Origin of the sequence: Gilliamella sp. B2923, from assembly GCF_026536565.1 — a bacterium.
In the GTDB taxonomy this organism is placed as follows: domain Bacteria; phylum Pseudomonadota; class Gammaproteobacteria; order Enterobacterales; family Orbaceae; genus Gilliamella.
Genome location: NZ_JAFNNZ010000002.1, coordinates 264,775 through 289,476, shown reverse-complemented (window position 1 = coordinate 289,476; position 24,702 = coordinate 264,775). Strand labels below are relative to the sequence as shown.

The 24,702-nt window shown below is 39.3% G+C and carries 18 protein-coding genes and 2 pseudogenes; 6 read left to right on the top strand and 14 right to left on the bottom strand.

Annotated elements, in window-relative coordinates; translation table 11 throughout:
- The first annotated feature begins 2 nt into the window (after window positions 1-2).
- Window positions 3-212: a hypothetical protein gene (locus J3U42_RS04005; protein WP_267335637.1), complete on the top strand. Its 210-nt coding sequence runs from the start codon at window positions 3-5 to the stop codon at window positions 210-212.
- A gap of 78 nt (window positions 213-290) precedes the next feature.
- On the opposite strand, the gene J3U42_RS04000 is transcribed toward J3U42_RS04005, so the two are convergent.
- Together J3U42_RS04000 and gltB are read right to left on the bottom strand one after the other, a co-directional pair.
- Entirely contained in the window at window positions 291-1,703 is a 1,413-nt protein-coding gene (locus J3U42_RS04000; RefSeq protein WP_220218855.1) for an FAD-dependent oxidoreductase, read from the bottom strand.
- 13 nt (window positions 1,704-1,716) lie between these two features.
- Window positions 1,717-6,174: a glutamate synthase large subunit gene (gene gltB / locus J3U42_RS03995; protein ID WP_267335635.1), complete on the bottom strand. Its 4,458-nt coding sequence runs from the start codon at window positions 6,172-6,174 to the stop codon at window positions 1,717-1,719.
- A 1,259-nt stretch (window positions 6,175-7,433) separates the two neighbouring features.
- Between gltB and J3U42_RS03990 the strand changes: the two genes are divergently transcribed.
- A complete protein-coding gene (locus J3U42_RS03990) occupies window positions 7,434-8,615 on the top strand; it encodes an NAD(P)/FAD-dependent oxidoreductase (RefSeq protein WP_267335633.1) in 1,182 nt (393 codons plus the stop codon).
- Window positions 8,616-8,634: 19 nt separating this feature from the next.
- Here the strand turns inward: J3U42_RS03990 and J3U42_RS03985 are convergent, their stop codons facing one another.
- Window positions 8,635-10,074, bottom strand: coding sequence for a sigma-54 interaction domain-containing protein (locus J3U42_RS03985; protein WP_416380438.1), 1,440 nt, complete (start codon window positions 10,072-10,074; stop codon window positions 8,635-8,637).
- A 262-nt stretch (window positions 10,075-10,336) separates the two neighbouring features.
- Here J3U42_RS03985 and lysA point away from each other — a divergent pair, with 262 nt between their 5' ends.
- The 4 genes from lysA to J3U42_RS03965 are packed head-to-tail and all read left to right on the top strand — an operon-like array spanning window position 10,337 to window position 15,783.
- Entirely contained in the window at window positions 10,337-11,734 is a 1,398-nt protein-coding gene (gene lysA, locus J3U42_RS03980; protein WP_220218859.1) for a diaminopimelate decarboxylase, read from the top strand.
- Between the two features lie 53 nt (window positions 11,735-11,787).
- A complete protein-coding gene (locus tag J3U42_RS03975; protein ID WP_220218860.1) occupies window positions 11,788-13,200 on the top strand; it encodes an APC family permease in 1,413 nt (470 codons plus the stop codon).
- 18 nt (window positions 13,201-13,218) lie between these two features.
- Window positions 13,219-14,325 (top strand): alanine/ornithine racemase family PLP-dependent enzyme, encoded by a 1,107-nt coding sequence (locus J3U42_RS03970; protein WP_220218861.1) that lies wholly within the window; start codon window positions 13,219-13,221, stop codon window positions 14,323-14,325.
- A 54-nt stretch (window positions 14,326-14,379) separates the two neighbouring features.
- A complete protein-coding gene (locus J3U42_RS03965) occupies window positions 14,380-15,783 on the top strand; it encodes an amino acid permease (protein WP_220218862.1) in 1,404 nt (467 codons plus the stop codon).
- Window positions 15,784-15,906: 123 nt separating this feature from the next.
- On the opposite strand, the gene J3U42_RS03960 is transcribed toward J3U42_RS03965, so the two are convergent.
- The 11 genes and pseudogenes from J3U42_RS03960 to J3U42_RS03915 all read right to left on the bottom strand — a co-directional run bounded on the left by J3U42_RS03960 (window position 15,907) and on the right by J3U42_RS03915 (window position 24,454).
- Window positions 15,907-16,509 carry a MarC family protein gene (locus J3U42_RS03960; protein ID WP_220218863.1) on the bottom strand — a complete coding sequence of 201 codons (603 nt, stop codon included), beginning with the start codon at window positions 16,507-16,509 and terminating at the stop codon, window positions 15,907-15,909.
- A gap of 159 nt (window positions 16,510-16,668) precedes the next feature.
- Window positions 16,669-17,019 (bottom strand): 50S ribosomal protein L19, encoded by a 351-nt coding sequence (rplS, locus tag J3U42_RS03955; protein ID WP_034900792.1) that lies wholly within the window; start codon window positions 17,017-17,019, stop codon window positions 16,669-16,671.
- Between the two features lie 31 nt (window positions 17,020-17,050).
- Window positions 17,051-17,803 (bottom strand): tRNA (guanosine(37)-N1)-methyltransferase TrmD, encoded by a 753-nt coding sequence (gene trmD, locus J3U42_RS03950; protein WP_220218864.1) that lies wholly within the window; start codon window positions 17,801-17,803, stop codon window positions 17,051-17,053.
- A gap of 16 nt (window positions 17,804-17,819) precedes the next feature.
- Window positions 17,820-18,347 (bottom strand): ribosome maturation factor RimM, encoded by a 528-nt coding sequence (rimM, locus tag J3U42_RS03945; RefSeq protein ID WP_267335629.1) that lies wholly within the window; start codon window positions 18,345-18,347, stop codon window positions 17,820-17,822.
- Window positions 18,348-18,376: 29 nt separating this feature from the next.
- Window positions 18,377-18,625, bottom strand: coding sequence for a 30S ribosomal protein S16 (rpsP, locus tag J3U42_RS03940; protein WP_220218866.1), 249 nt, complete (start codon window positions 18,623-18,625; stop codon window positions 18,377-18,379).
- Window positions 18,626-19,112: 487 nt separating this feature from the next.
- Window positions 19,113-19,487 carry a DUF956 family protein gene (locus J3U42_RS03935; RefSeq protein WP_220218867.1) on the bottom strand — a complete coding sequence of 125 codons (375 nt, stop codon included), beginning with the start codon at window positions 19,485-19,487 and terminating at the stop codon, window positions 19,113-19,115.
- 180 nt (window positions 19,488-19,667) lie between these two features.
- A complete protein-coding gene (locus tag J3U42_RS03930) occupies window positions 19,668-20,579 on the bottom strand; it encodes a PTS system mannose/fructose/sorbose family transporter subunit IID (protein ID WP_220218868.1) in 912 nt (303 codons plus the stop codon).
- Between the two features lie 16 nt (window positions 20,580-20,595).
- Window positions 20,596-21,396 carry a PTS mannose/fructose/sorbose transporter subunit IIC gene (locus tag J3U42_RS03925; protein WP_220218869.1) on the bottom strand — a complete coding sequence of 267 codons (801 nt, stop codon included), beginning with the start codon at window positions 21,394-21,396 and terminating at the stop codon, window positions 20,596-20,598.
- Window positions 21,397-21,411: 15 nt separating this feature from the next.
- A pseudogene (locus J3U42_RS12400) lies at window positions 21,412-21,960 on the bottom strand (PTS system mannose/fructose/N-acetylgalactosamine-transporter subunit IIB); the annotation flags it as partial.
- Between the two features lie 56 nt (window positions 21,961-22,016).
- Window positions 22,017-22,392, bottom strand: a pseudogene (locus J3U42_RS12395) (PTS sugar transporter subunit IIA); the annotation flags it as partial.
- Between the two features lie 328 nt (window positions 22,393-22,720).
- Window positions 22,721-24,454 carry a carboxylesterase family protein gene (locus J3U42_RS03915; protein WP_267335627.1) on the bottom strand — a complete coding sequence of 578 codons (1,734 nt, stop codon included), beginning with the start codon at window positions 24,452-24,454 and terminating at the stop codon, window positions 22,721-22,723.
- Between the last annotated feature and the right edge of the window lie 248 nt (window positions 24,455-24,702).

The following is a 24,702-nucleotide window of genomic DNA, read 5'->3' as shown; positions in this document are numbered from 1 at the left end:
CTTTGATTATTCCATTTACTGAAAAATTGGCAGATGCATTTTATGCGCCTTTATGCTTAAGATTAAAAAATTATCATAGACAGACAAGCTCAATTTTAGCTTATTACATTGAAACGATTTGTCATCCTAAAGGTATCAAAGCGTGGATAAATGATGGGTTGAAAGCACGCAGTTTTGTTGCGATGGGTAAGCCTTATCGTTTACACAGATAATTAAAGATTTTGCTAGAAAATAACCCCGCTAACATTGCGAAAGTGGGGTTATTTTTTGGATTTAATCTAAAACCGCAGTTACACTTCTAAATAATCTAAAATACCTTCTGCCGCTTTGCGACCTTCGCTAATAGCGGTTACCACTAAATCCGATCCTCTTACCGCATCACCGCCGGCAAAGATTTTAGGATTAGTTGTTTGAAAGCCTTTAATTTCCGGTGCAATCACACGACCTTGCGCATCGAACTCGACCCCGTGCTCAGCTAACCACGGCATGGCATGCGGTTTAAAACCAAACGCCATAATCACCGCATCAGCCGGCAACACAAATTCGGAGCCTTCAATTATCACAGGTGATCGTCTGCCTTTAGCATCCGCTTCGCCTAATTGCGTTCTGACCATTTTTACTCCGGTCACTTGCCCTTTACTGTCGATTTCAATGCTAAGCGGTTGCACATTAAATTGGAACTGTACACCTTCTTCTTTAGCATTTTTCACTTCTCGTTTAGAGCCGGGCATATTGGCTTCATCCCGACGATAAGCACATGTGACTTCAGTTGCGCCTTGACGAATAGAGGTGCGAACGCAGTCCATAGCGGTATCCCCGCCACCGAGTACTACAACACGTTTATTTTTCATATCAACATAAGGCGTATCATCACTTTGTTGATGCTGCATAATGTGTTTGGTGTTAGCGATCAAAAATGGTAAGGCATCATATACGCCATGGGCATCTTCATTTTCTAGCCCAGCTCGCATAGACTGATAAGTCCCGGCACCAACAAACACCGCATCAAATTCATTGATAAGATCAGCAAGTTGCACCGTTTTGCCCACTTCGGTGTTAAGACGGAATTCAACGCCCATTTCGGTGAAAATATGGCGACGATTAATCAATACCTCTTTGTCGAGTTTAAACGCCGGAATACCAAAGGTTAGCAGGCCTCCAATTTCGGGATGACGATCAAACACCACCGGCGTTATGCCATTACGGACTAACACATCAGCGCAAGCAAGCCCGGCAGGCCCCGCCCCAATAATCGCCACTTTTAAGCCGGTTTTTTCAACATTGGATAAGTTTGGTTTCCAGCCCATTTTAAATGCTTCATCGGTAATATAGCGTTCGATACTTCCAATGGTCACGGCGCCAAATTCGGCATTTAATGTACAAGAGCCTTCACATAAACGATCTTGCGGGCAAACCCTACCGCAAACTTCCGGTAAGCTGTTCGTTTGGTGAGAAAGCTCGACAGCTTCTAAAATTTTCCCTTCGTTAACCAGCTTTAACCAGTTAGGAATATAGTTATGTACCGGACAACGCCATTCACAATAAGGGTTACCACAAGCTAAGCAACGATCGGCTTGCGCTTGCGACTGGGCAGGGGAAAATCCTTCATAAATCTCAACAAATTCTATTTTACGAATGTTCAACGATTTTTTTGGCGGATCAACACGTTGTAAATCGATAAACTGATAAACATTTTGACTCATTTTCGTGCTCTCCTTACTGTGCTTGAATGCGTAGTTCAGCAGATGATCGGCTACGATGACCGAGCAGGGCTTTTACATCGCTGGATTTCGGCTTGACTAAAACAAACTGTTTAGCAAACTTTTCCCAGTTGGCTAAAATTTCTTCCGCACGTGAAGAGTGGGTTAATTGTGCATGCTCCATTATTAAGCCACGTAGATGCTCTTCATGAATCGAATAATCAGCCACATTTAACATTTCAACCAACTCTTTGTTGATACGTTTATGAAAATCGCCGTTGGTATCTAAAATATAAGCAAAACCGCCAGTCATACCGGCACCGAAGTTAACGCCAGTTTTACCCAGTACGCAAACAATCCCACCGGTCATATATTCACAGCCATTATCGCCAATGCCTTCAACCACACTAATTGCGCCTGAGTTACGCACCGCAAAGCGCTCACCGGCACGGCCGGCAGCAAATAATTTACCGCCGGTTGCGCCATACAAGCAGGTATTACCGGCAATGGTCGCTTCGTGGCTTAAAAACGCTGAGCCTTGCGGTGGACGAATAACAATGCGCCCGCCTGCCATACCTTTGCCTACATAGTCATTGGCATCACCGGTTAGGGTTAAATCGACCCCGCCGGCATTCCATACACCAAAGCTTTGTCCGGCGGTACCGTTAAAGTGCAGTGAAATCGGATCGGCAACTAAACCTTGATCGCCATACTTTTTAGCAATATAGCCAGATAGGCTTGTGCCGACAGAACGGTCAGTATTTTGAATATCAAAGTAGAAGTTTTTACTTTGACGATTATCAACAAACTGTTGTGCTTGCGTGATGATCTCGTTATTTAAAACACCTTTATCAAACGGTTTGTTGTCTTCAATACAGTACACCGGTTTACCTTCAAGTGGTGTGGCGGTTTCAAGTAGTCCGGATAAATCAAGTTTTTGTTGTTTAGCGGTAATGCCGTCAAGCTCTAACAGTAAGTCTGTACGTCCGATTAAATCGACAATGCGACTTACGCCAAGCTCAGCCATGACTTCCCTTGTATTACGAGCAAGAAAGCGGAAATAGTTCATGGCTTTTTCCGGTAGTCCATGGTAGTGGTCTTGACGCAATTTTTCATCTTGTGTGGCAACGCCGGTAGCGCAGTTATTTAAGTGGCAAATGCGCAGATATTTACAGCCTAATGCCACCATTGGGCCGGTACCAAAACCGAAGCTTTCCGCACCTAAAATCGCCGCTTTAACAATGTCGGTACCGGTTTTTAATCCGCCGTCAACTTGTAATCGTATTTTGTGGCGTAAACCATTGGCAACAAGTGATTGTTGGGTTTCAACTAAACCAAGCTCCCATGGTGAACCGGCATATTTTACCGATGTTAAAGGGCTGGCGCCGGTACCGCCGTCGTAGCCGGAAATGGTAATCAAATCGGCATAAGCTTTAGCAACACCGGTGGCAATTGTGCCAACGCCCGGCTCTGAGACTAATTTTACTGATATCATCGCTTGAGGATTGATCTGTTTAAGATCGAATATCAGCTGTGCCAAATCTTCGATTGAATAAATGTCGTGATGTGGCGGTGGCGAAATCAACGTAACGCCCGGTACTGAAAAACGTAATTTAGCAATATAAGGCGTGACTTTATCGCCCGGTAATTGACCACCTTCACCGGGTTTCGCCCCTTGTGCGACTTTGATTTGAATCACATCGGCACTCATCAAATAACCCGGCGTGACACCAAATCGACCAGAAGCGACTTGTTTTATGCGTGATACTTTTATGCTGTTATAGCGAGCCGGATCTTCGCCCCCTTCGCCGGAATTAGAGTATCCGCCTAAGGTATTCATTGCCTGGGCAAGTGATTCGTGCGCTTCCGGACTTAGTGCCCCAATTGACATTGCTGCTGAGTCAAAGCGTTGAAACAGTGACGTTTCCGGCTCGACTTCATCAAGCGCAATTGCACCATTTTGCGGTGGATTGAGTTTTAATAAATCCCGTAGTGTTGCCGGTGGGCGATTATTGACGATATCGGCATAAATTTTATAATCTTCATAGTTACCATTGTTGACCGCTTTTTGTAGCGATTGGATCACATCAGGATTATAAGCATGATACTCGCCACCATTGACATATTTAAGCAAGCCACCTTGTTCCAATGGTTTACGGCGTAACCATGCTTTTTTCGATAGTTCAAACTGATCTTGCGCAAAATCATCGAAGTTTGCACCACTAATACGGCTACTTACCCCTTGAAAACACAGTTCAACCACATCTTGATGTAGTCCCACTGCTTCAAACAGTTTGGAACAGCGATAAGAGGCAACGGTTGAGATGCCCATTTTCGACATAATTTTATATAAACCTTTATTAATGCCGTTGCGATAATTGACGATCGCTTCACGGTAAGATTTATTGATAGTGCCATTGTCGACCAGATGAGCTAAGGTTTCATAAGCTAAGTAAGGGTAGATTGCCGTTGCACCAAAACCGAGGAGCACAGCAAATTGATGCGGATCACGACAACTTGCCGTTTCCACAATAATATTTGCATCACAGCGTAAGTTTTTTTCAACTAATCGTTGTTGAACAGCGCCCACGGCCATTGGTGCCGGAATCGGTAATCTGTCAGCTGCAATATTTTTATCTGATAAGATTAATAAAACGGTACCGTTACGGACTTTGGCTTCGGCATCGCCACATAACTGCTCAATGGCATCACGCAAACTACCGTCAATTTCGTAGGTGATATCAAGTGTTTCGGATTTATAGTAGCGAGATTCTAAAGCCGTTAATTGTTGAAAATCGGAGTAGACCAATACCGGATATTTAAACGCCACCCGATGTGCTTGTCCTTCCGCTTCAGCAAAAACATTCATCTCTCGACCGATGCTGGTAGAGAGCGACATTACGTGCGCTTCACGCAGTGGGTCAATCGGTGGATTGGTGACTTGAGCAAATTTTTGTCGGAAGTAATCGTAGATCAAACGTGGTTTACTCGATAAAACGGCGAACGGGGTATCGTCGCCCATTGAACCGGTTGCTTCTTGCCCATTTTCACCGAGCACACGGATACATTGGTCGATCTCTTCAGCACTATAACCAAACTGTTTTTGATAAGTGGCTAGGAGCGTATCATCGTAACTGCGAGAACCGATATTCTCATCCGGTAAATTTTCAAAAGGGATAAGCTGCTTAACATTTTTTGCCATCCACTCTTTATAAGGATGTCGTTTTTGTAAATCGTTATCGGTTTCAGAAGATTGTAAAATGCGGCCTTCTTCAGTATCGATAACCAGTAATTCACCGGGTCCAACTCGTCCTTTACTCACTACTTCATCGGGCTGATAATCCCAAATGCCAATTTCAGAAGCGCAGGTAATGAGTTTATCGGTGGTGATAACATAACGAGCGGGGCGCAGTCCGTTACGGTCTAAATTACACGCTGCATAACGACCGTCTGACATCACAATACCTGCCGGCCCGTCCCACGGCTCCATATGCATGGAATTGAAATCAAAAAAGGCACGAAGATCTTCATTCATATCGGGATTATTCTGCCATGCCGGCGGTACCAATAAACGCATCGCTCTAACAATATCCATTCCCCCAACTAAAAACAGCTCTAACATATTATCAAGTGAGCTTGAGTCAGAACCGGTCACATTGACAAATGGTGCGGCATTTTGTAAATCGGGGATCAGCGGAGTTTTAAATTTGTAAGAACGTGCTTTAGCCCACTGGCGGTTGCCTTCAATGGTATTAATTTCGCCATTATGTGCCAGATGTCTAAATGGTTGGGCTAATGGCCAACGTGGCACAGTATTGGTGGAAAACCGTTGGTGGAATAAACAAATCGCCGTTTCCATACGAATATCTGCTAAATCCAGATAGAAACGAGGCAAATCTTTAGGCATACATAAGCCTTTATAGATATTGACTTGATTGGAAAAGCTACAAACGTAAAAGGTGTCGTCTTGTACACGTTTTTCAATACGACGACGTACCATATACAGTCGACGTTCTAGATCAATCTTAGTCCAGCCTGCCGGCGCATTAACAAAGACTTGTTCAATTCTAGGAAGTGAAGATAAGGCAATTTCACCTAACACACTTTTATCGATTGGCACTTCTCGCCAACCTAAAATGGATAAGGTTTCATCGGCTAACTCTTGTTCTACAATTTCCCGGCTGGCTTGCGCTTCTTGCTCATCCTGACTGAGAAATAACATGCCTACCGCATAATTTGTCGCTAAGCGCCAACCGGCATCTTGCGCAACTAATCGAAAAAATCTATCCGGCTTTTGTAGTAAAAGCCCACAGCCATCGCCCGTTTTACCGTCAGATAAAATTGCGCCACGATGTTGCATTCTTGCTAATCCATGAATTGCAGTGCGTACTACTTTATGACTTGGTTGCCCTTCAATATGTGCAATTAAACCAAATCCACAGTTATCTTTTTCAAGATTCTGGTTATATAACATATCATTGCCTCTAATTCATCGCTTTTATATTTTGTGAAGGTATAGGCATTAATCCCATATTGGCTAAGAAATTAAAGAAAAATGCAATTTTGGTCAAATAAATATTACTTATAAGTCAATCTTCTAATAACTGATATGAGACTTATTAATGAAGCTAATAATAAAATGTAGCTTATTGATTATTAAAATTTAAATAGAATATAAGGGCATTATTTTTTAAATAATTTTTATAATCATCATAAGTTGTTTTTCTTTTTTGACAAGAAGTTTCAGAAAATATAGGTGTTTTAGTATAAAATCTTTAATTCTCATTTTAGAGAATATTAAATATTGAAACCGTTATTAGACAAAATGGATATACAAAAACGGCTCAAAACCTTAAAGGAAAAGAATAAAAGATTACATTTAATGCGATAAAAAAGCGGGTAAGTCTTGTCAGGAAGTTTCAGAAAATACCCATGTTTAAGTATAAAAATTCGTAGTTTTCATTTTAGTAAATATTAAATACTGAAACCGTTTTAGGAAAAAACCATACAAAAAAGCGGTTCAAAATCTTAAAGGCAAAAAATAAAAGATTGGATTTATTGCGATAAAAAAGCGGGCAAGTCTTGTCAAAAAGTTTCAGAAAATACCCATGTTTAAGTATAAAAATCTTTAATTTTCAATTTTGAAAATAGTAAATGTGGAGATTATTATTAGGAAAAAACATACTCAAAAGCGACTCAAAATCTTAAAGGCGAAAAATACAAATTGGATTTATTGCGATAAAAGAGCGGGTAAGTCTTGTCAAGAAGTTTCAGAAAATACCTATGTTTAAGTATAAAAATTTTTGATTCTCATTTTAGAAAATATTAAATATTGAAACCGTTTTTAGGAAAAAACATACATAAAAGCCGCTCAAAATCTCAAAGACAGAAAAATAAAGATTGGATTTATTGCGATGAAAAAAGCGGGCAAGTTTTGTCAAGAAGTTTCAGAAAATACCTATGTTTAAGTATAAAAAATTTTTAACTCTCATTTTAGAAAATAGTAAATATTGAGACCGCTATTAGGAAAAAACCATACACAAAAGCCACTCAAAATCTCAAAAGAAAAAATAAAAGATTGCATTTAATGCTATAAGAAAGCGGGCAAGTCTTGTCAAGAAGTTTCAGAAAATATAGGTATTTTAGCAAAAAATCGGTTGAAATATCCCTTAATGATGACGGATAATTTTATACTGTTATAATCAGCTATTATTTATTTTTAATATCTCAACTATGCAAACTAAAATCACCATTGTAGGCGCTGGTGCAGCGGGGCTTTTTTGTGCGGGGTTACTCGGGCAAAAGGGCTTTGATGTGACTGTGATTGATAACGGTAAAAAGCCCGGGCGAAAGATTTTGATGTCCGGTGGCGGGAAGTGTAATTTCACGAATTTGGATATCGATGCCAAGCACTATATTTCACAAAATCCGCACTTTTGTAAATCGGCGCTTAGCCGTTATAATCAATGGGATTTTATCCAATTAGTCAATCAATATAACATCGCTTACCATGAAAAAGATCATGGTCAGCTGTTTTGTGACAATTCCGCTAAAGAGATTGTCGATATGTTGGTTAGCGAATGCCAAAAAGGCGGTGTTAAGTGGATGATGCAAACGCAGCTCGATGATGTGAAGATCGTGGCTGACGGCTTTCAATTGCACACTTCACAAGGCATTATTGAAAGTCATAGTTTGATTATTGCAACCGGTGGCTTATCCATGCCGGCATTAGGCATGACATCAATTGGTTACAAAATCGCTGAAAAATTTGCCATTCCGGTTGTACCGGTTAGAGCCGGTCTGGTGCCATTTACCTTACATAAACCATTGTTAGATGTGTTATCTCCTCTAGCCGGGATTGCGCTGCCGGTTGAAGTGGCTAATGATAAAATCAGTTTTAAAGAGAATTTACTCTTTACCCACCGTGGACTTTCTGGTCCCGCTATTTTACAGCTATCAAGTTACTGGCAGGCAGGCGAATTTATTACCATTAATTTGTTGCCCGATCTCCCGTTTGAATCGGCATTTAAACCTCTGCTTGAGAAGAATCGTAATCAGTCTTTAAAAAATTGTCTGGCACAAATTTTACCTAAAAGGGTTGTTGAGGCATTAATGCAATTGAATATGATTGCCGATAAGCTGGTTAAACAACTCAATCCTAATGAGCAAAAGCAGCTTTATACTGCCTTAACGCAATGGCAAATTATGCCTAATGGTACAGAAGGGTATCGCACAGCCGAAGTGACATTAGGCGGGGTGAGTACTGATGCTTTATCGTCAAAAACGATGGCCGCAAAGTCACATCCTAACCTGTATTTTATTGGTGAGGTTATGGATGTAACCGGCGCTTTAGGTGGGTATAATTTTCAATGGGCTTGGAGTAGTGCCTTTGCATGTGCGAAGGCTTTTGATTAACGGGCTTTTATGTTTGCCATTAATTGTCGATAACGCCCATTTGAATATGATACTTTTTGACCTTATATTGTAATGTCGTGCGGGAAATGTTTAACAATTTGGCCGCCGTGATGATTTTGCCATTAGCTTGATTTAAGGCATCAACAATGAGCTGTCTTTCGTAGTTTTCAACTTGTTCGATTAAGTTATCACTGCTTGGCGGTGTAACGTTGACCGGTTTTTCCGGCTGGCTTACCTGCTGTTGTTGAGTAAGTGGCGCTTGAATATCAAACAGCTCATCATCAAGGGTGATATGTTGCAGTTCGCCGGGTTCATTTTGCAGCACCATGCTGCGGACTATGGCGTTTTCTAACATACGGACATTGCCCGGCCACGGCGCTGACATTAATTGCTTTAACGCGGGTTCGCTAATACCACTAATGGTCACTTTAACGTCATGCTGGTGTTTATCGATAAAGTACCGGGCTAATACCGGAATGTCTTCGGTACGTTCCCTTAAGGCTGGCAGTTTGATTAAACCGACATTCAACCGATAAAAAAGATCGCTGCGCATTTTACCAGTTTTTAACAGCTCTGCCGGCGATTGGTTCATGGCGGCCACAATACGGACATCTGAGTGAATTTCTTTATTACCGCCTAATTGCCAGTAGGTTTTTTCTTGCAAAAAGCGTAATAATTTACTTTGCATCTCTAACGGCATTGCATTGAGTTCATCCAAAAACAGCGTACCGCCATTGGCAAGCTCTAAGTAACCTTGACGGTTTTCAGCGCCGGTAAATGCGCCTTTAACGGTGCCAAATAGCGTGCTTTCAATCAGCGTAGTTGGCAGGGCACTACAGTTTAGCGAGATAAACGCTTTATCACGCCGGTCACTGGTTTGGTGAATTAAGCGGGCAAACAGCTCTTTACCGGTGCCGGTTTCACCCACAATTAATACCGGCACATCGTTAGCACCTAAAATATTGGTTTGATCGATAACGTCCTGCATTTTTTGCGATGCAAAGACAATTTCCGGTAAGGGTTGTTCTTGATTTTGGTATAAACGGCTATTGAGTTTAAATACTTGGTCTTGTAATTGTCTGACGTTGGATAAATTACGGCCTATCTCAACTGCACCGATGATCTCTTTCTGGTGATTATAAAGCGGAACGGTGGTATGAAGGTAGTCAACGACTTTACCAACATGGTTATAATAACTTTGGTAATTGTTTTGATACTCTTTACCATGTTGTAAAGCTTGCAACATAGTGCTATCTTCTTTCTTCAAATTAGGATAAACTTTAAGCATTGGTTTACCGATGGCTTGTTCTTCCGGGAAGCCATCCAACTCAGCACTTTCTTTATTGTAGTAAATATATTTACCTTCTTTATCGATAATGGCCATTGGCTGATGCATTAAATCGAAAAAATGTTTAAATACATCCAATGCTTGTGATAATTCAGGATCGATTGTCATGATAGTAGTACCTTTTGAAATTGAGATCATTTACTAAGTGGTATATTAATTTTTAAAAGCCTTTCAACCATTACCTCAACAATGACGAATTTTTGTCATAAAAACATATTTTTTACTAAATGACTAATATTTTTTTTGTAAGTATATAGTTAAGAATTTGATTTATAAGTAATTTTTAAGTTGGCATGCTGATTGCATTACTTGTGAGAAGCCATTTTTCTTATTCATTATGTACTTTTTTATGTACTAATTAACTGGAGGTCATATGTCCGACAAAATTATGTCAAATTATAACAAAATACGCACAGATCTTATAACAAAAGATCGTCGTTTTAGCGCTGAAAGTGGCAAATTATGTTTTGATGGGGTTAATTTAGAAGAATTAGCCAGAAAATACCCAACGCCTTTTTATGTTTTTTCTGAAAAGGAAATTGATCGTAACGTTCAAGAAATCAAAGAAGCATTTAAAGCGCATCCAAAAACAAAAATTTTCTATGCTTCTAAAACCTGTTCGGTAATGGGCGTACTTAAAGCAATTAAAGACGCAGGTATCTATGCTGAAGCAAACTCAATGTTTGAAGTGCGTAAATGTTTAGATATCGGTTTCCCGGGAAGCCAAATTGTTTTCAACGGTGTGGTTAAAAAACCAGTTGATTTAGAATTTGCTATCCAAAACGATCTTTACATCATCAACGTAGATAGCTTATATGAGCTTGATATTATTGATGAGATTTCACGACGTTTGAAAAAAGTGGCAAATGTGTGTGTGCGTGTTGAACCAAATGTACCGTCAGCAACTCACGCAGAATTAGTCACCGCTTATCACGCTAAATCTGGTATCGACTTAGAACAAGCTGAAGAGACTTGTCGTCGTATTCTTGAAATGCCTTATGTTCATTTACGTGGTTTACATATGCACGTAGGGGATCAAGTACCGGAAGCAGAACCTTTTGCCAAAGCGACCAAAGTATTAGTTGATGAATCACGCCGTTTAGAAGAAGTGCTTGGCATTAAATTTGATTTAATCAACGTTGGTGGTGGTATTCCTGTTCCATATAAATATGACGAAGAAAATGGTAACCCATTAGAAGACAATATGTATGCAGGTATTACCGCACAAGATTTTGCTGATGCAATCATTAGCGAAGTTCACAAATGGCGTACTGATGTTGAAATCTGTATTGAACCAGGTCGTAAAGTAACCGGTTCAGCAGGTGTACTTTTAACTGAAGTTGCTTGTGAAAAACGTAAAACTAACTATGACTTAGACGGTAACATCGAAGAACATGTTGAATGGAAATTTGTTGATGCTGGTTATAGCGTGTTATCTGACAGCCAACACTTTGATTGGTTCTTCTATGTCTATGATGCATCAAGAATTACTGAACAACATGATGAGTACATTAAATTAGCGGGTCCATTATGTGACGGTGGTGACTATTTCCACGTGGGTGTTAAAGGTGAAGAGTTCTTATTACCAAAAGACACTCAAATTGGCGATATCATTGCTTTCCTTGATGCCGGTGCTTATACCATCGAAAGCCAAACAGTTTATAACAACCGCCCACGTACTGCTGTTGTTATGATTGATAAACATGGCAAAGATCGATTGATTCGCCGTGAAGACACTTACGAGGATATGGTTGGATACGACGTGTATTAATCATGAACTGGCTGGGGCAATAACTGCCCCAGTTGTTATTATGTGAGGTTATTATGAGTGATTCTAAAGATTCAAGTTTACTTGGTATTAAAGACATTGTGTTTATGAATGTCATTGCAATATTAAGTTTACGTCAAATTCCGAATGTTGCGCCTTATGGGGCGTCAGCAATGGTACTTTGGCTACTTGCTGCATTCTGTCTTTTCTTCCCTTTAGCCATGGTATGTGGTGAGCTTTCAACAGGCTGGCCAAAAGATGGTGGGATCTTTGTATGGGTAAAAGAAGCATTTGGTAAACGTGTTGGTTGGATAGTGGTTGTTTGCTTCCTGTTTTCATGTGTACTTTTCTTCCCATTAATGTTGCAGTTTGGTTTTACTGCAATTGGTTATATGTTTAGTCCTGAACTTGCCCAAAATCAGGTGTTTATAGGTGTTGGTTCCATGGTGGTATTTTGGATTTTGACATTAATGAATATCAAAGGTATGCAATGGACTAAAGTTATCAATAGTGTCAGTGCATGGCTTGGAGTATTTATTCCGGCTGCAATTATTGTGCTATTAGCAATTGTTTGGCTATTAACTGGTCATCCAATGGCAACTGACTATAGTCATCTTAGCGATTGGATCCCTGATTTAAGTAGCTGGGATACGATTGTGTTTTTATCTAGTATGATGTTTGCTTTTGCTGGCCTTGAAGTTGCGCCGATGATCGCTGGTCGTACTCGTGATCCACAACGTGATTTCCCTAAAGCAATGGCGGTATCAGCAATTGTGATTGTGGGTATTTACATGATTGGTTCTTGGGCAATTAATACTTTATTGCCAGCTGAAGATACTGATATTGTTGCAGGTGTAATGCAAGCAATGGAAGCAGCGGCAAAAGAGTTACATATGCCTTGGTTATTACCAGTTATGGCAATCTGTTTATTCTTTGGTGCGTTAGGACAAATTAACTCATGGTTAGTTGGCCCTATCTATATGTTACAAGAAGCATCAAAAGAAGATAATTTACTTGGCGAACGTGTTGGTCGTTTACATCCTGTGTATAAAACACCAGCTTTTGCGTTAATTGTTCAAGCAATTATTGTAACCGTACTTTGTTTCTCAACTTTCGTATCACCGAGTATTGCCGCAGCATATTGGATGTTAACGGCGTTAACAACAATCTGTTACTTTATCCCATATTTAGTGATGTTTATTGCTTATTATCGTTTACGTATTACTCAACCTGATGTACCACGTAGCTTTAAAATTCCGGGTAAAGTGTTACCGATTGTGTTACCTGCGTTAGGTTTCTTATCGACTCTATTTGCGGTGATCTTAGTGTTTATCCCACCTGCACAAATCGATATGGGTGGATATGTTGAATATATCGCTAAAATTGTTGGTGGTGCGGTGTTAGCTATTGTGTTAGCTGAATGGATCTACCATAGAGCACAAAAACGTAATCGCTTGCAACAACAATAAGATATAGAGGAGTAAAGTATGTACAAACCTATATTGGAAATCGATTTACGTAAATTAAGAAACAATGCTCGTGTTGAAAAAGAGCTGTTAGCTAAACACGGCATTGAAGTAATGGCCGTCAATAAAGTTTTTGATGGTTGCGTTGAAACCGCCAAAGCCGTGCTTGACGGCGGTATTGATGTGATCGCTGAGTCAAGAACTTACAATTTGAAAAAATTAAAAGACGCCTTAAATTGTAAGACCTGTTTATTACGTAGCCCTTGTTTAAGCGAAATCAGCGATGTTGTTAAATATGCTGATATTAGCTTAAACAGTGAAAAACAAGTTATCCAAGCGCTTTCGGATGAAGCCGTTAAGCAACAAAAAATTCATCAAGTATTATTAATGGTGGATATGGGTGACTTACGTGAAGGTATTTGGTTTGAACACCTCGATGATATCATCGATACCGTTAAACTCATATTATCTTTACCAGGTGTTGAGCTTTATGGGCTTGGCACCAACTTTAACTGCTATGGTACTGTTCTGCCAACCGTTAAAAATGGCGTGGATTTTTTACACATAGCACGTAAAGTGGAAGAGGCTTGTAATATCAAAATCAAATATCTGTCAGCAGGTAATTGCACCAGCTATCATCTGCTTGATAAAGGTATTTGGCCTGAAGGATTAAACCACATCAGAATCGGTGGTTTACATGAGTTTGGTATTGAGTATGTGGATATGAAATATCTTGATGAATTCCACCACTCAAATAAACCTGTTGAGAAGGCATGCAGTAATTTATATAAATTATATGCCCAAATCATCGAGCTCAATAGTAAACCTACTGTTCCTGTTGGTGAGTTAGGGGTTGATGCATTTTTAAACAGTAAAACATTTGTTGATAATGGTACACGTAAACGTGCTTTATTGGCTTTTGGACGTCAAGACGTTCCGGCCGAAAACTGTGTTCCTATCGACGATAACATTACTGTTTTAGGTCAAACCAGTGATCATACTATTGTTGATATTGAAGATGTGACTGAAACATTGAAAGTCGGCGATATGATCGGTTTTGAACTCGATTACACAGCCTTACTCATGGCATGTCAAACAAATGGCGTAGAAAAACGTTTTATTTATTAATTCGTGCTAGCTGCCGGGTCACCGGCAGCTTTTATTGATTACTAGGCGGTTTACATGGCTATATCAGAAACTCAAGAAAGTCCTTATCCCAGTAACTTAAAGAAAAACCTTAAAAATCGTCATCTTTTGATGATTTCATTAGGCGGATCAATTGGTACGGGATTATTTATTGGTATTGCAGCACCTCTTAGCACGGTTGGACCGTTAGGGACAATTATTGCCTATTTAATGGCGGGCAGTATTATGCTCTCTACGATGCTTTGTTTAGGTGAGCTTTCTTGCGCTTTTCCGCATGCTGGTTCTTTCCAACACTATGCATTAATGTTTATTCCCAATCCAATATGGAGTTACACCATTGGTTGGTTATATTGGTTAAGTTGGGTATTGTCAATGGCGGCAGATCTTACAGCGGCTGCTATGATTGCTCATCAAGTCTTTCCTTCCATTCCTATCTATCTTTTTAGTTTAATTATTTTAGTTGTGATCACCTCGGTGCATTTAACCTCGGTTCGTGCCTTTGGTGAAAGTGAATACTGGTTTTCTACCATAAAAGTGTTGGCGATTATTGCCTTTATTGCCACCGGCATTTATCTGCTTTATCAGCAATATGAGCAAACGCATCTACTGCCGACATTTAAAACAGAAAGTGGTTGGTTTCCCAATGGCTTTTTGTCGATTTTTGTCTGTATGACAATTGTCACTTATTCATTTCAAGGGGTAGAGTTAATTGGTAGTGCGGCTGGCGAAGCACAATCGCCACAATCGGTTTTACCGAAAATTATTACCGGCGTTGCTTTTAGAATTATTCTATTTTATGTATTAGCAATAGCGGTATTGGCGCTTGTCTATCCTTATGGCGTTGCTCACGATGAAATCAGCCCGTTTGTTTGGGTCTTTAACAAGGCCGGGATTCAGTTCGCCTCTTATATGATGCTATTTGTGATCTTCTGTGCTGCTATTTCGGCTGCTAATTCTGCCGTTTATGCCAGTTCAAGAATGTTGTGGTCTATGGCACAAGATAATTTAGCTCCAAAATCGTTTTCCAAAGTAAATAAACGAGGGGTACCAACAAAAGGCATTCTCTTTATTGCTATCATTGCGTTAGTTTCGCTATTTTCGAAATATATTGCTGCTGATAAGCTTTATCTTTATTTAGTCGCCGGTACCGGACAGGTCGGCTGTTTTGCCTGGATTATCATTGCATGGTGCCAATATCAATTCCGTAAGGGGGTGAATAGTGGTAAATACCCGAAAGAGATGATTAAATTCAAATCACCGCTGTTTCCATGGTTAGCCATGATTTCAATTACGGTCAATATTGTGATTATACTGGGCGTTTGGTTTGGCGAGTCAGGTCATTATATTTTACTGTCTGAACTGGCATTAATTACTATTATTTTAATTTCTTACTTTTTTTATAAAAAACGTAATCCCGCTATCACAACTAAGTCAACTTAGTTTGTGTCTAACAATGTAATCATCATCACTTAGGATGATGATTACATGTCAAAATCTTATCGATAAAACGTTTAAGGCTGTGTGCTCAAAGCGTGACTTTGTTTGCACAGCAACGTTAGATGACTATTTTAAAAATGCCGCAACCCCGGTAAACACAACTTGTGCTGCGATAGCGGATACTAACAGTCCGGTTAATTTTGATAATATCGCAATGCCGGTATTTTTTAATACTTTAGCAATCGTTTTGGCGCATAAAAGCATGGCGTAGATGCCTAAAGAGGCGATCAATAAAGAGACGGCGCCTACCATGTTTGCAGCAAATCCGACGGAACTGGTGCCCATAACAATGATTGTCCCGATAGACGCAGGACCCATACACAGCGGTACCGCAAGCGGAACGACGCTGATATCATCATCGCTACTAATTTTGTTTTTTTCCGGCGAGTCATTCATTAATGAAACTGCGGTAATAAACAGTAAAGCACCAGAGCCGATTCGAAACGCATTTAAGGTAAAACCAAAAACGCTAAACAGGGTATTACCGAAAAAGAATAATATGATACCAATAATAAATACCGCGCACGATGTTTTACGCGCGGTTTTGCGGCGTAATGATTCGTCGTACTGTTTAGTACCACTTAAAAATGCGCTTAATACCGCTGGTGGCGTCATAAGGGCAAAGAGTTTTATGGTTGTTGAGACAATATCAACAAGATAGTTACTCATAGTATTACCTTTCAAAGAATAACAGTAAATTGGATTTAGTTGTCAACTTCAGACAGTTGGCTGGAAGATAATATGATAGATACAAAAACGGCCACCGTAAAGGTGACCATATTTAATCTGATATATTTTAATTGGTTTTTAAATTGTAACCAATCAATATTAGTTAAGGCGCTCTTTAATACGAGCCGCTTTACCACGAAGTTCGCGTAAGTAGTAAAGTTTCGCTTGACGTACTTGACCACGACGTTTCACAGTAATTGAATCAACAATTGGTGAGTGAGTTTGGAATACTCGTTCAACACCTTCGCCATTCGAAATTTTACGTACTGTAAATGCAGAATGTAAACCACGATTGCGAATAGCAATAACCACACCTTCATATGCTTGAAGACGTTTTTTGTTACCTTCAACAACCCATACTTTTACTTCAACCGTATCACCCGGGCGAAAAGACGGGATGTCTTTTTTCATTTGTTCTTGTTCTAATTGCTGAATAATTGCATTTTTCATAATATTATCTCTTACTAGTTATACTGAAATTTTAGTCGCTATGTTTATCACGATATTCCCGTTGGAATTCAGTGAGTAAACGTTGCTCTTCATCAGTCAGAGCTAGATTTTCAAGAAGATCTTCTCTTCTCAACCAAGTTCGTCCTAGTGATTGTTTCAATCGCCAGCGACGAATCGCTTCATGGTGTCCGGACATTAACACATCGGGCACCGCCATTCCATCTAACACCTCTGGACGAGTATAGTGCGGGCAATCAAGTAAACCGTTAACAAAAGAGTCTTCTTCTGCCGATGACTGGTGATTTAACACGCCCGGTATAAACCTTGCTAATGCATCAATCATTGTCATTGCCGGTAATTCACCGCCACTTAACACGTAATCCCCAATTGACCACTCTTCATCAATTTCGGTTTGGATAACGCGCTCATCTATACCTTCGTAACGTCCACAAATCAAAATAAGTTTTTGATTATGTGACAATTCGCAAACACCTTGTTGGTCAAGTTTGCGCCCTTGTGGGGAAAGATAGATTACTTTTGTATCTTCACCTGCTACTGCTTTTGCCGCATGAATGGCATCCCTAAGGGGTTGTACCATCATTAACATGCCGGGCCCACCGCCATAAGGTCTGTCATCGACAGTCTTATGCTTATCATGCGCAAAATCGCGCGGGTTCCAATATTCTACTGTTAACAGTCCGTTTTTAACTGCTCGACCAGTAACGCCATAACTAGTAATAGCTTGAAACATTTCGGGAAAAAGGCTTATTACGCCAATCCACATAATCTTACCTTACCAATTAAAAAGCAGGATCCCAATCGACCATAATCATTTTTGTTGTTAAATCAACCTGTTTAATAAATTGTTCTTCAACAAAAGGGATTAAACGTTCTGTTGCTCCAAATGCATCTTTTAGATTGGCTTTAACGACCAACACATCATTAGAACCGGTTTCCATTAAATCAGTGACTTGACCTAAGTCATAACCGTTAACTGTTTTCACTCGACAGCCGATAAGATCTTTCCAATAAAAATCGCCTTGATTGAGCTTAGGCAATTTATCAGCATCAACAAACACTTCAGCATTCGTTAATGCATTTGCTTGATCTCGATCATCAACGCCTTTGAGTTTGACAATCATGTCTTGATTATGCGGTTTAAAGCTTTCTACGATTACTTCTTGCCATTGTCCAGCACGCTGGATATACCAAGGGGTGTAATCAAAGATACTATCCGGAAATTCTGTAAACGAAAAAATCCTGAGCCATCCACGAATTCCGTAGCTTGAACCAAGTTTACCTACAACAATCAGATTCTCAGTATTCATTATCATTACAGTGACTATAAACGACTAAATTAAGCAGCTTTTTGTGCTTGTTTGATCAATGAGTTAACACGATCAGAAACGGTTGCACCTAAACCAACCCAATGATTTACGCGATCAAGATCTAAACGTAATTCTTCTGCTTTACCTTGTGCAATTGGATTAAAAAAGCCAACGCGCTCAATAAAACGACCATCACGTGGGTTACGGCTATCAGTGACAACTACTTGATAAAAAGGGCGCTTTTTAGAGCCACCACGAGCTAAACGAATAGTTACCATAACATCCTCTTAAATTAAAAAATAATCTTTCTTTTGCCCAACATGGACAAAATCAAAGCCCCGAAATTATACTCTTTCTGGCAAAAAGTGCAATGACTGTTTATCAGCTGGGGTTAGTGCGAGATTATTTATAATAAAGCAAATAGACCTACCTAATCATTTACGGGATTGAGGGTTAACGGTAATGGTTTGAATTGTTTATAATTTGCTATTAGAAAATATCTATATTTATAAGTGCAGCATTTAGCCTTTTTGCATGCATATCGAGCGCTAAAGTGTGGGGTTAACACCGCCACTTTGCTGTTTGCTTTACACTTTAGATTAATCCTTTTTCAAATTGAGCATAATAATATTGCCATTATGTCTTTTAAGCAGATATCTTTTAAATGAGCGGTTTATTTAATTAAGAAAAACAGCGGCAATTGCCCAAACCAACGCAAAAATTTTAAGTGTTTACTCAGCAAAACAATGAAATAAATTAATAGGGTTATTTGTTGGGCTTTTTGCGAATAAATGCCCGTTTTATGACATCAAAGAAACCTAATGATTTCACCATTTTTTGGCTATCAATATAAACTCGAATCGCTCGTAAAACTGTTTTGGGATCTTTCGAGGAAAAGGTAAAAGTGCCATTTTGTTTGGTATGTATTTGATAGCGTGGTATCCACTTACCGCCAAATAAGACCGATGCGCTGACAAAATCAATCTCTTGCCATGGGATTTGTATATACTTACGGCGGTCACGTTGATGATAAAATTCAAAGGCTTTATCGCCAATCATAATATTGCCGTATTCAGTGGTGCCAACAAAAGTTGTCCCTTTGGTGGTCAGATCGATTTTGGTATTTAATGATTGAACCATATTTCTCCAAGTATGATGATAATTTAGCGATGCTATTTTGCCTGCCATGTTCAATATCGGTAATTAGCAAGCCGGGTGATAATTGTATCAGTCAAAAACGCCGCTAATAGAGAGAGAAAGCACTATGTTTTTATGCTCAAACATAGTGCTTTTCTGAAACTTCTTTACAAGATTGGTTGCTTATAAAAGACCAATCACGTGTCCACCAATGCCGACTAGGAATAGTGCAAGAATAATTAAGATTGGTGATACTTTTTTACGTAATAACCACATACATAAAAAGGTTAAAAGTAATGGAACCAGTCCAGGTATCAGCTGATCTAAGTTATTTTGTAAAGTAACTATCTTCGTTTGTGTGAGAGATAATCCAGCTTGCATTTGTTCTAAGGCTTCTTTAATACCTGTTGCACCATTAGATATTTTGCTCCAATCAATAAAGGCACCGTCTGCCAATTTCACTTTTGAAACGACAGGTTGGAAATTGATCGATACCCACCTTTGCACCAAAGCTGCCAGAACAAACATCCCTAAAATTGAGGCGCCTTTGGTAATTTTTTGCAGTAAACCACCTGATAGGTTATCTGTGATTTTTGAACCGGTACGATAACCAAACTCTTGGGTATACCACATAAAGCCCCAACGAATAATATTCCAAAGTAAAAAGAATAAAATCGGTCCTAAAATATTGCCACTTAGTGCGAGCGATGCACCTAGGGCACCAAGCATTGGTCGAACAGTAAACCAGAACACCGGATCACCGACACCGGCTAAAGGTCCCATCATACCCACTTTTACCCCTTGAATAGCCACATCATCAACCGGTGCGCCATTGGCACGCTCTTCTTCAAGAGCAAGGGTTACTCCTAAAACAGGCGATGCTAAATAAGGGTGAGTATTAAAAAACTCTAAATGGCGTTTTAATGCAGCAGAACGATCTTCTTTAGTGGTATACAATTTTTTAATCGCCGGAATCATTGAATAGACCCAGCCGCCATTTTGCATACGTTCGTAGTTCCAAGAACCTTGAAGGAAAGTTGAGCGCCAAGCAACTGCTAAACGATCTTTTTTAGTTAATTGAATTTTATCAGTCATTTTCTTCTCCAAGTTCCTAGTAATCATTCAAAATATCATCTAGTGGATCACCTTTATCACCACCATTTGAGTTGTTGCCACGTTCAGAAAGATTAAGGTAAATTAACGCTAAAGCAATACCTAATGCACCAAGGGCAATCAAGGTTAATTGGGAAATAGCGGCAACAACAAAACCGATAATGAAAAACGGCCATACTTCACGGGTAGCCATCATATTGATAACCATTGCATAACCAACAGCCACAACCATGCCACCACCAATAGCCATACCGGTGGTTAACCATGTTGGCATTGCATTTAATGCGTCTTTAACTGTTTCAGCCGGAATAAATAGTAATGCTGCAGCTGGGATAGCGATACGTAAACCTTGCATGCAAATGCCCAATATTTGGAGTAATTCAATACGTCTAATATTGCCTTCTTCCGCTGCGCTATCCATCATATGAACCAAAGGCACAGCCAGTGTTCGAACGATCATTGTTAAAAACAGTCCGGCAACCGCTAACGGAATTGCAACCGCAATCGCTGTTGAAACACCTTCAACGCCTTGCCCGCCTAACACTAATATAATTGATGAGGCAACAGACGCTAGTGCCGCATCCGGTGCCACTGCTGCGCCAATGTTTGCCCAGCCTAGTGCTATCATCTGTAATGATCCACCTAATACTACACCAGCTTCTAGATTACCGGTTACCAGTCCAATTAATGAACATGCCACTAACGGTTGATGAAATTGGAACTGATCTAAAATACCTTCCATTCCTGCCAGAAAGGCGATAGCTATCACTAACAGGATAGCAACGATTGATAACGTCATAATATAACCCCTTAATTAAGACTTATTCTTTTGTTCGGCTAACTCTTCTTTCGCTTTAGTTAATAATTCATCCATATTGCTATTTGAATCATTAGGCACTTTGCGAACATCGAATTTAATATTTTTTGCTTTTAATTTTTCAAAGGCTTCAACGTCTTGTTCATTCATTGAAAGCACTTTATTTACCATGACTTTACCCACTGAGTGAGCCATGGAACCAATATTGAGTACCTCAATATCGACGCCGCCTTCAACAGCTCGCACCACATCTTCCGGGTTTTCAAAGAGTAATAGTGCTTTGGTATTCCCAAAACGGGGATCTTTTGAAACCTCGATGATTTTTTTGATTGGTACGACGTTGGCTTTAACACCAGGAGGAGCGGCTTCTTCAATGAGTTTTTTTCTTAACTCATCTTTAGCAACTGAATCAGAAACAACAATAATACGATTAGGATTGGTCGATTTAGTCCAGGATGTGGCAACTTGTCCATGCAGTAAACGAGAGTCGACTCGAGCTAACACAATCTTCATTTTTCCGTCACCAAGCACAGTGCCTTCCGGAATGGTATTTGATGTTTGTTTTGCCGGAGCTTGATTCGCTGGCGCATCTACCGTTGCACGAATGCCGTCTTTAGCCGATTCTAAAATTGCTCCGGCGATCTCTTTTGCTGACTCCATGGAGAAACGTGATGAATAAGCTTCAATTAACATGGGCAAGTTTAGACCAGCGACAATTGCCCAATTAGGGTGCGCTCCGCATAAATTATTTGCTTGATTAAATGGCGTGCCGCCCCATAAATCGACCAAAAATAACACTTCATCTTGATTATCAAATGTGGCAATAGCGGCTAACATTCGTTCTTTTAGACTTTCAGGGCTATCACTTGGGTGCAATGTTACGGCTTTAACATTTTCTTGTTCACCAAATATCATAGAGCCTGATTGTAGAATACCTTCAGCAAACTCACCATGAGTTGCCAGGATAATTCCTACCATATAACTACCTCCTGATTTTTATATTATTCGCTAATATAAATGTTATAAATTTTTCAAAAAAAATGATATATCCTACATAATTAGTTGATTATAAAATATATTTTTTTGCGTAGTACAAAGCGATTTTCTTACTTGTTGCAATTCAACTATTTTACGATTTATGTATTTTATCTGATTATAATTGATAAAATACAAATATTGAAAAAAATTGTGATGCTATATAAATTAATCATTTGTATTTTATAAAGTTATTCACTGTTACATGAAAATATTTCAACTATATGTCATGTTCGACAATCTCAACCAATCCCTTTAAGATAAATGGCATTTATTTAATCCATAATGATTTATTTTTATATTTCAGATCAAGTTCATGACTAAACCATCTGCCATTTAATACTTCAGCGATTAAAGTCTTTTTAACCTTTGCATCGATTGACTGATCGTTATCCATTTGATTAAGCACATCTTGATAGTTCCATTTTTGCTCACCCATGTAAATTTGGGCTTGCTGTCTATCGGCGTTAAGGTAAAGTAACGATTGGTTTTTAGCTGTCCAATTTTCCCAATAAATTAGATCATCGCCGTTAGGGTTGCCGTGATGAATAAAGTTATGCAGATATTGTTTAAATATCATGCTCAGTTGCTTAGCGCCTTTAGTCTCAAATGCATTGCCAATTATCTTTTCATAATTATCTGAAGAATGATCCATTAATGGGATGAAAACACCATGAAAAGCGCCAAATATTCCCATAGGCAAGCCAACAGTATTTTGATCCTCGCCATATTTTATTGTCACGCCAAAAATATTGGCTGGGTAAAATGGTGCCATTTTATTAGCTGAGTCGGTAACATTAAATAGTTCATAAAGACGACTGCCATATTTATTGGCAAATTGAAATTCAGCTGACGCTTTGGTGGTCAATGAACCGGCTTCTTGACTAAAATAAGGGGACGATTGTGCAAATAGTGAAAACTCGCCAGTACCGGTAAGCATAATTAACGGGACACTATTGTAGTGTTGAGTATTAAAACCGTCTTTAGGGATCACATAGCCGTCATTGTATAAATGTGGAAAAACACTCATTCTTATACCGGCATTTCCCATTAGCGCAACAAGCCGATCGGATGAGATGCTATAGAGGTATTTTTTGACTTCAGATTGATTGGTTAACAACCATTGATAAGCTTGTTCTTCAGTTGGTTTAATTTTATCTTCAACCACCAGTGGGGCGATAGCTTTGGCAAAAACTTTGATACTATCGTCTTTATCTGCGACCGTCATCCCGCCACTAAATGAAATAGCTTGTTGAAATTTATCTTTAAAGATAGGAGAAATTAACATTGCCATTACATCTCGTCCACCTGCTGAAAAGCCTGAGACGGTAATATTATTCGGATCGCCGCCAAATTGCGCAATATTTTGTTTTATCCAATCTAATGATTTTGCTATATCAAGTAGCGCATAGTTACCTGAATCTTCTAATTTATCGCCGGTTTGTAAGGCTGGAAGCGGGTTAAATCCCAATGGTCCTAAACGGTAATTAATTGACACAAAAATGGCATCAAGATCGGTTACCAGCGTGTTGCCAGTCATTTCCATGGCGGTGCCGATTTGGTTATTTCCGCCGTGTATATAAACCAGTACAGGTAAATTATTTTTATGATTATTAGGGCGATAGATATTAAGGTTTAAACTATCATCAGAACCTATTATATTATTGTTTTTAAGTTGCATGGCAACTTGACCGGCTTTGGTTGCATCAAATACGCCGTTCCAAGGTTCAACATCAACCGGTTTTTTCCACCTTAACTCGCCGGTTGGGGATTTGGCATAAGGTATGCCCGTCCATTGAATGACATTATTAATTTGGTCGTAATAACCTTGGATTAAGCCATATTGTGTTTTGATAAGCGTTGAATCAGCAGTTGTTGGTGTAGTGATGTTTTCATTATGGCTAGGAAGCGAGTTTTCTTGACTAAAGCCAACCGTTGGTGTTGCCAGCGTAATTAGACCCAGAAAAGCGAAAGTAGTTTTAAACTTATAGAATGATGTTTTCATACATTTCCCTTGTGTATTAATAAAAAGCCATTAATGTGAAATAGTTAATGTTAAAAATTAGAGAGAAGTGTATTCATATTACGAAATAAAGTATGACGAAATTACTCTTAATCTAACAAGCTCATATTTCTAAACGTGATAGAAATTAATACTATTTTGGTTATAAATCTAATAATTGTAGTAATAGTATTCGGTATATTTTTCTATAACTTGCATTAATGTCAACAATCATGATTGAAAAATTAGAC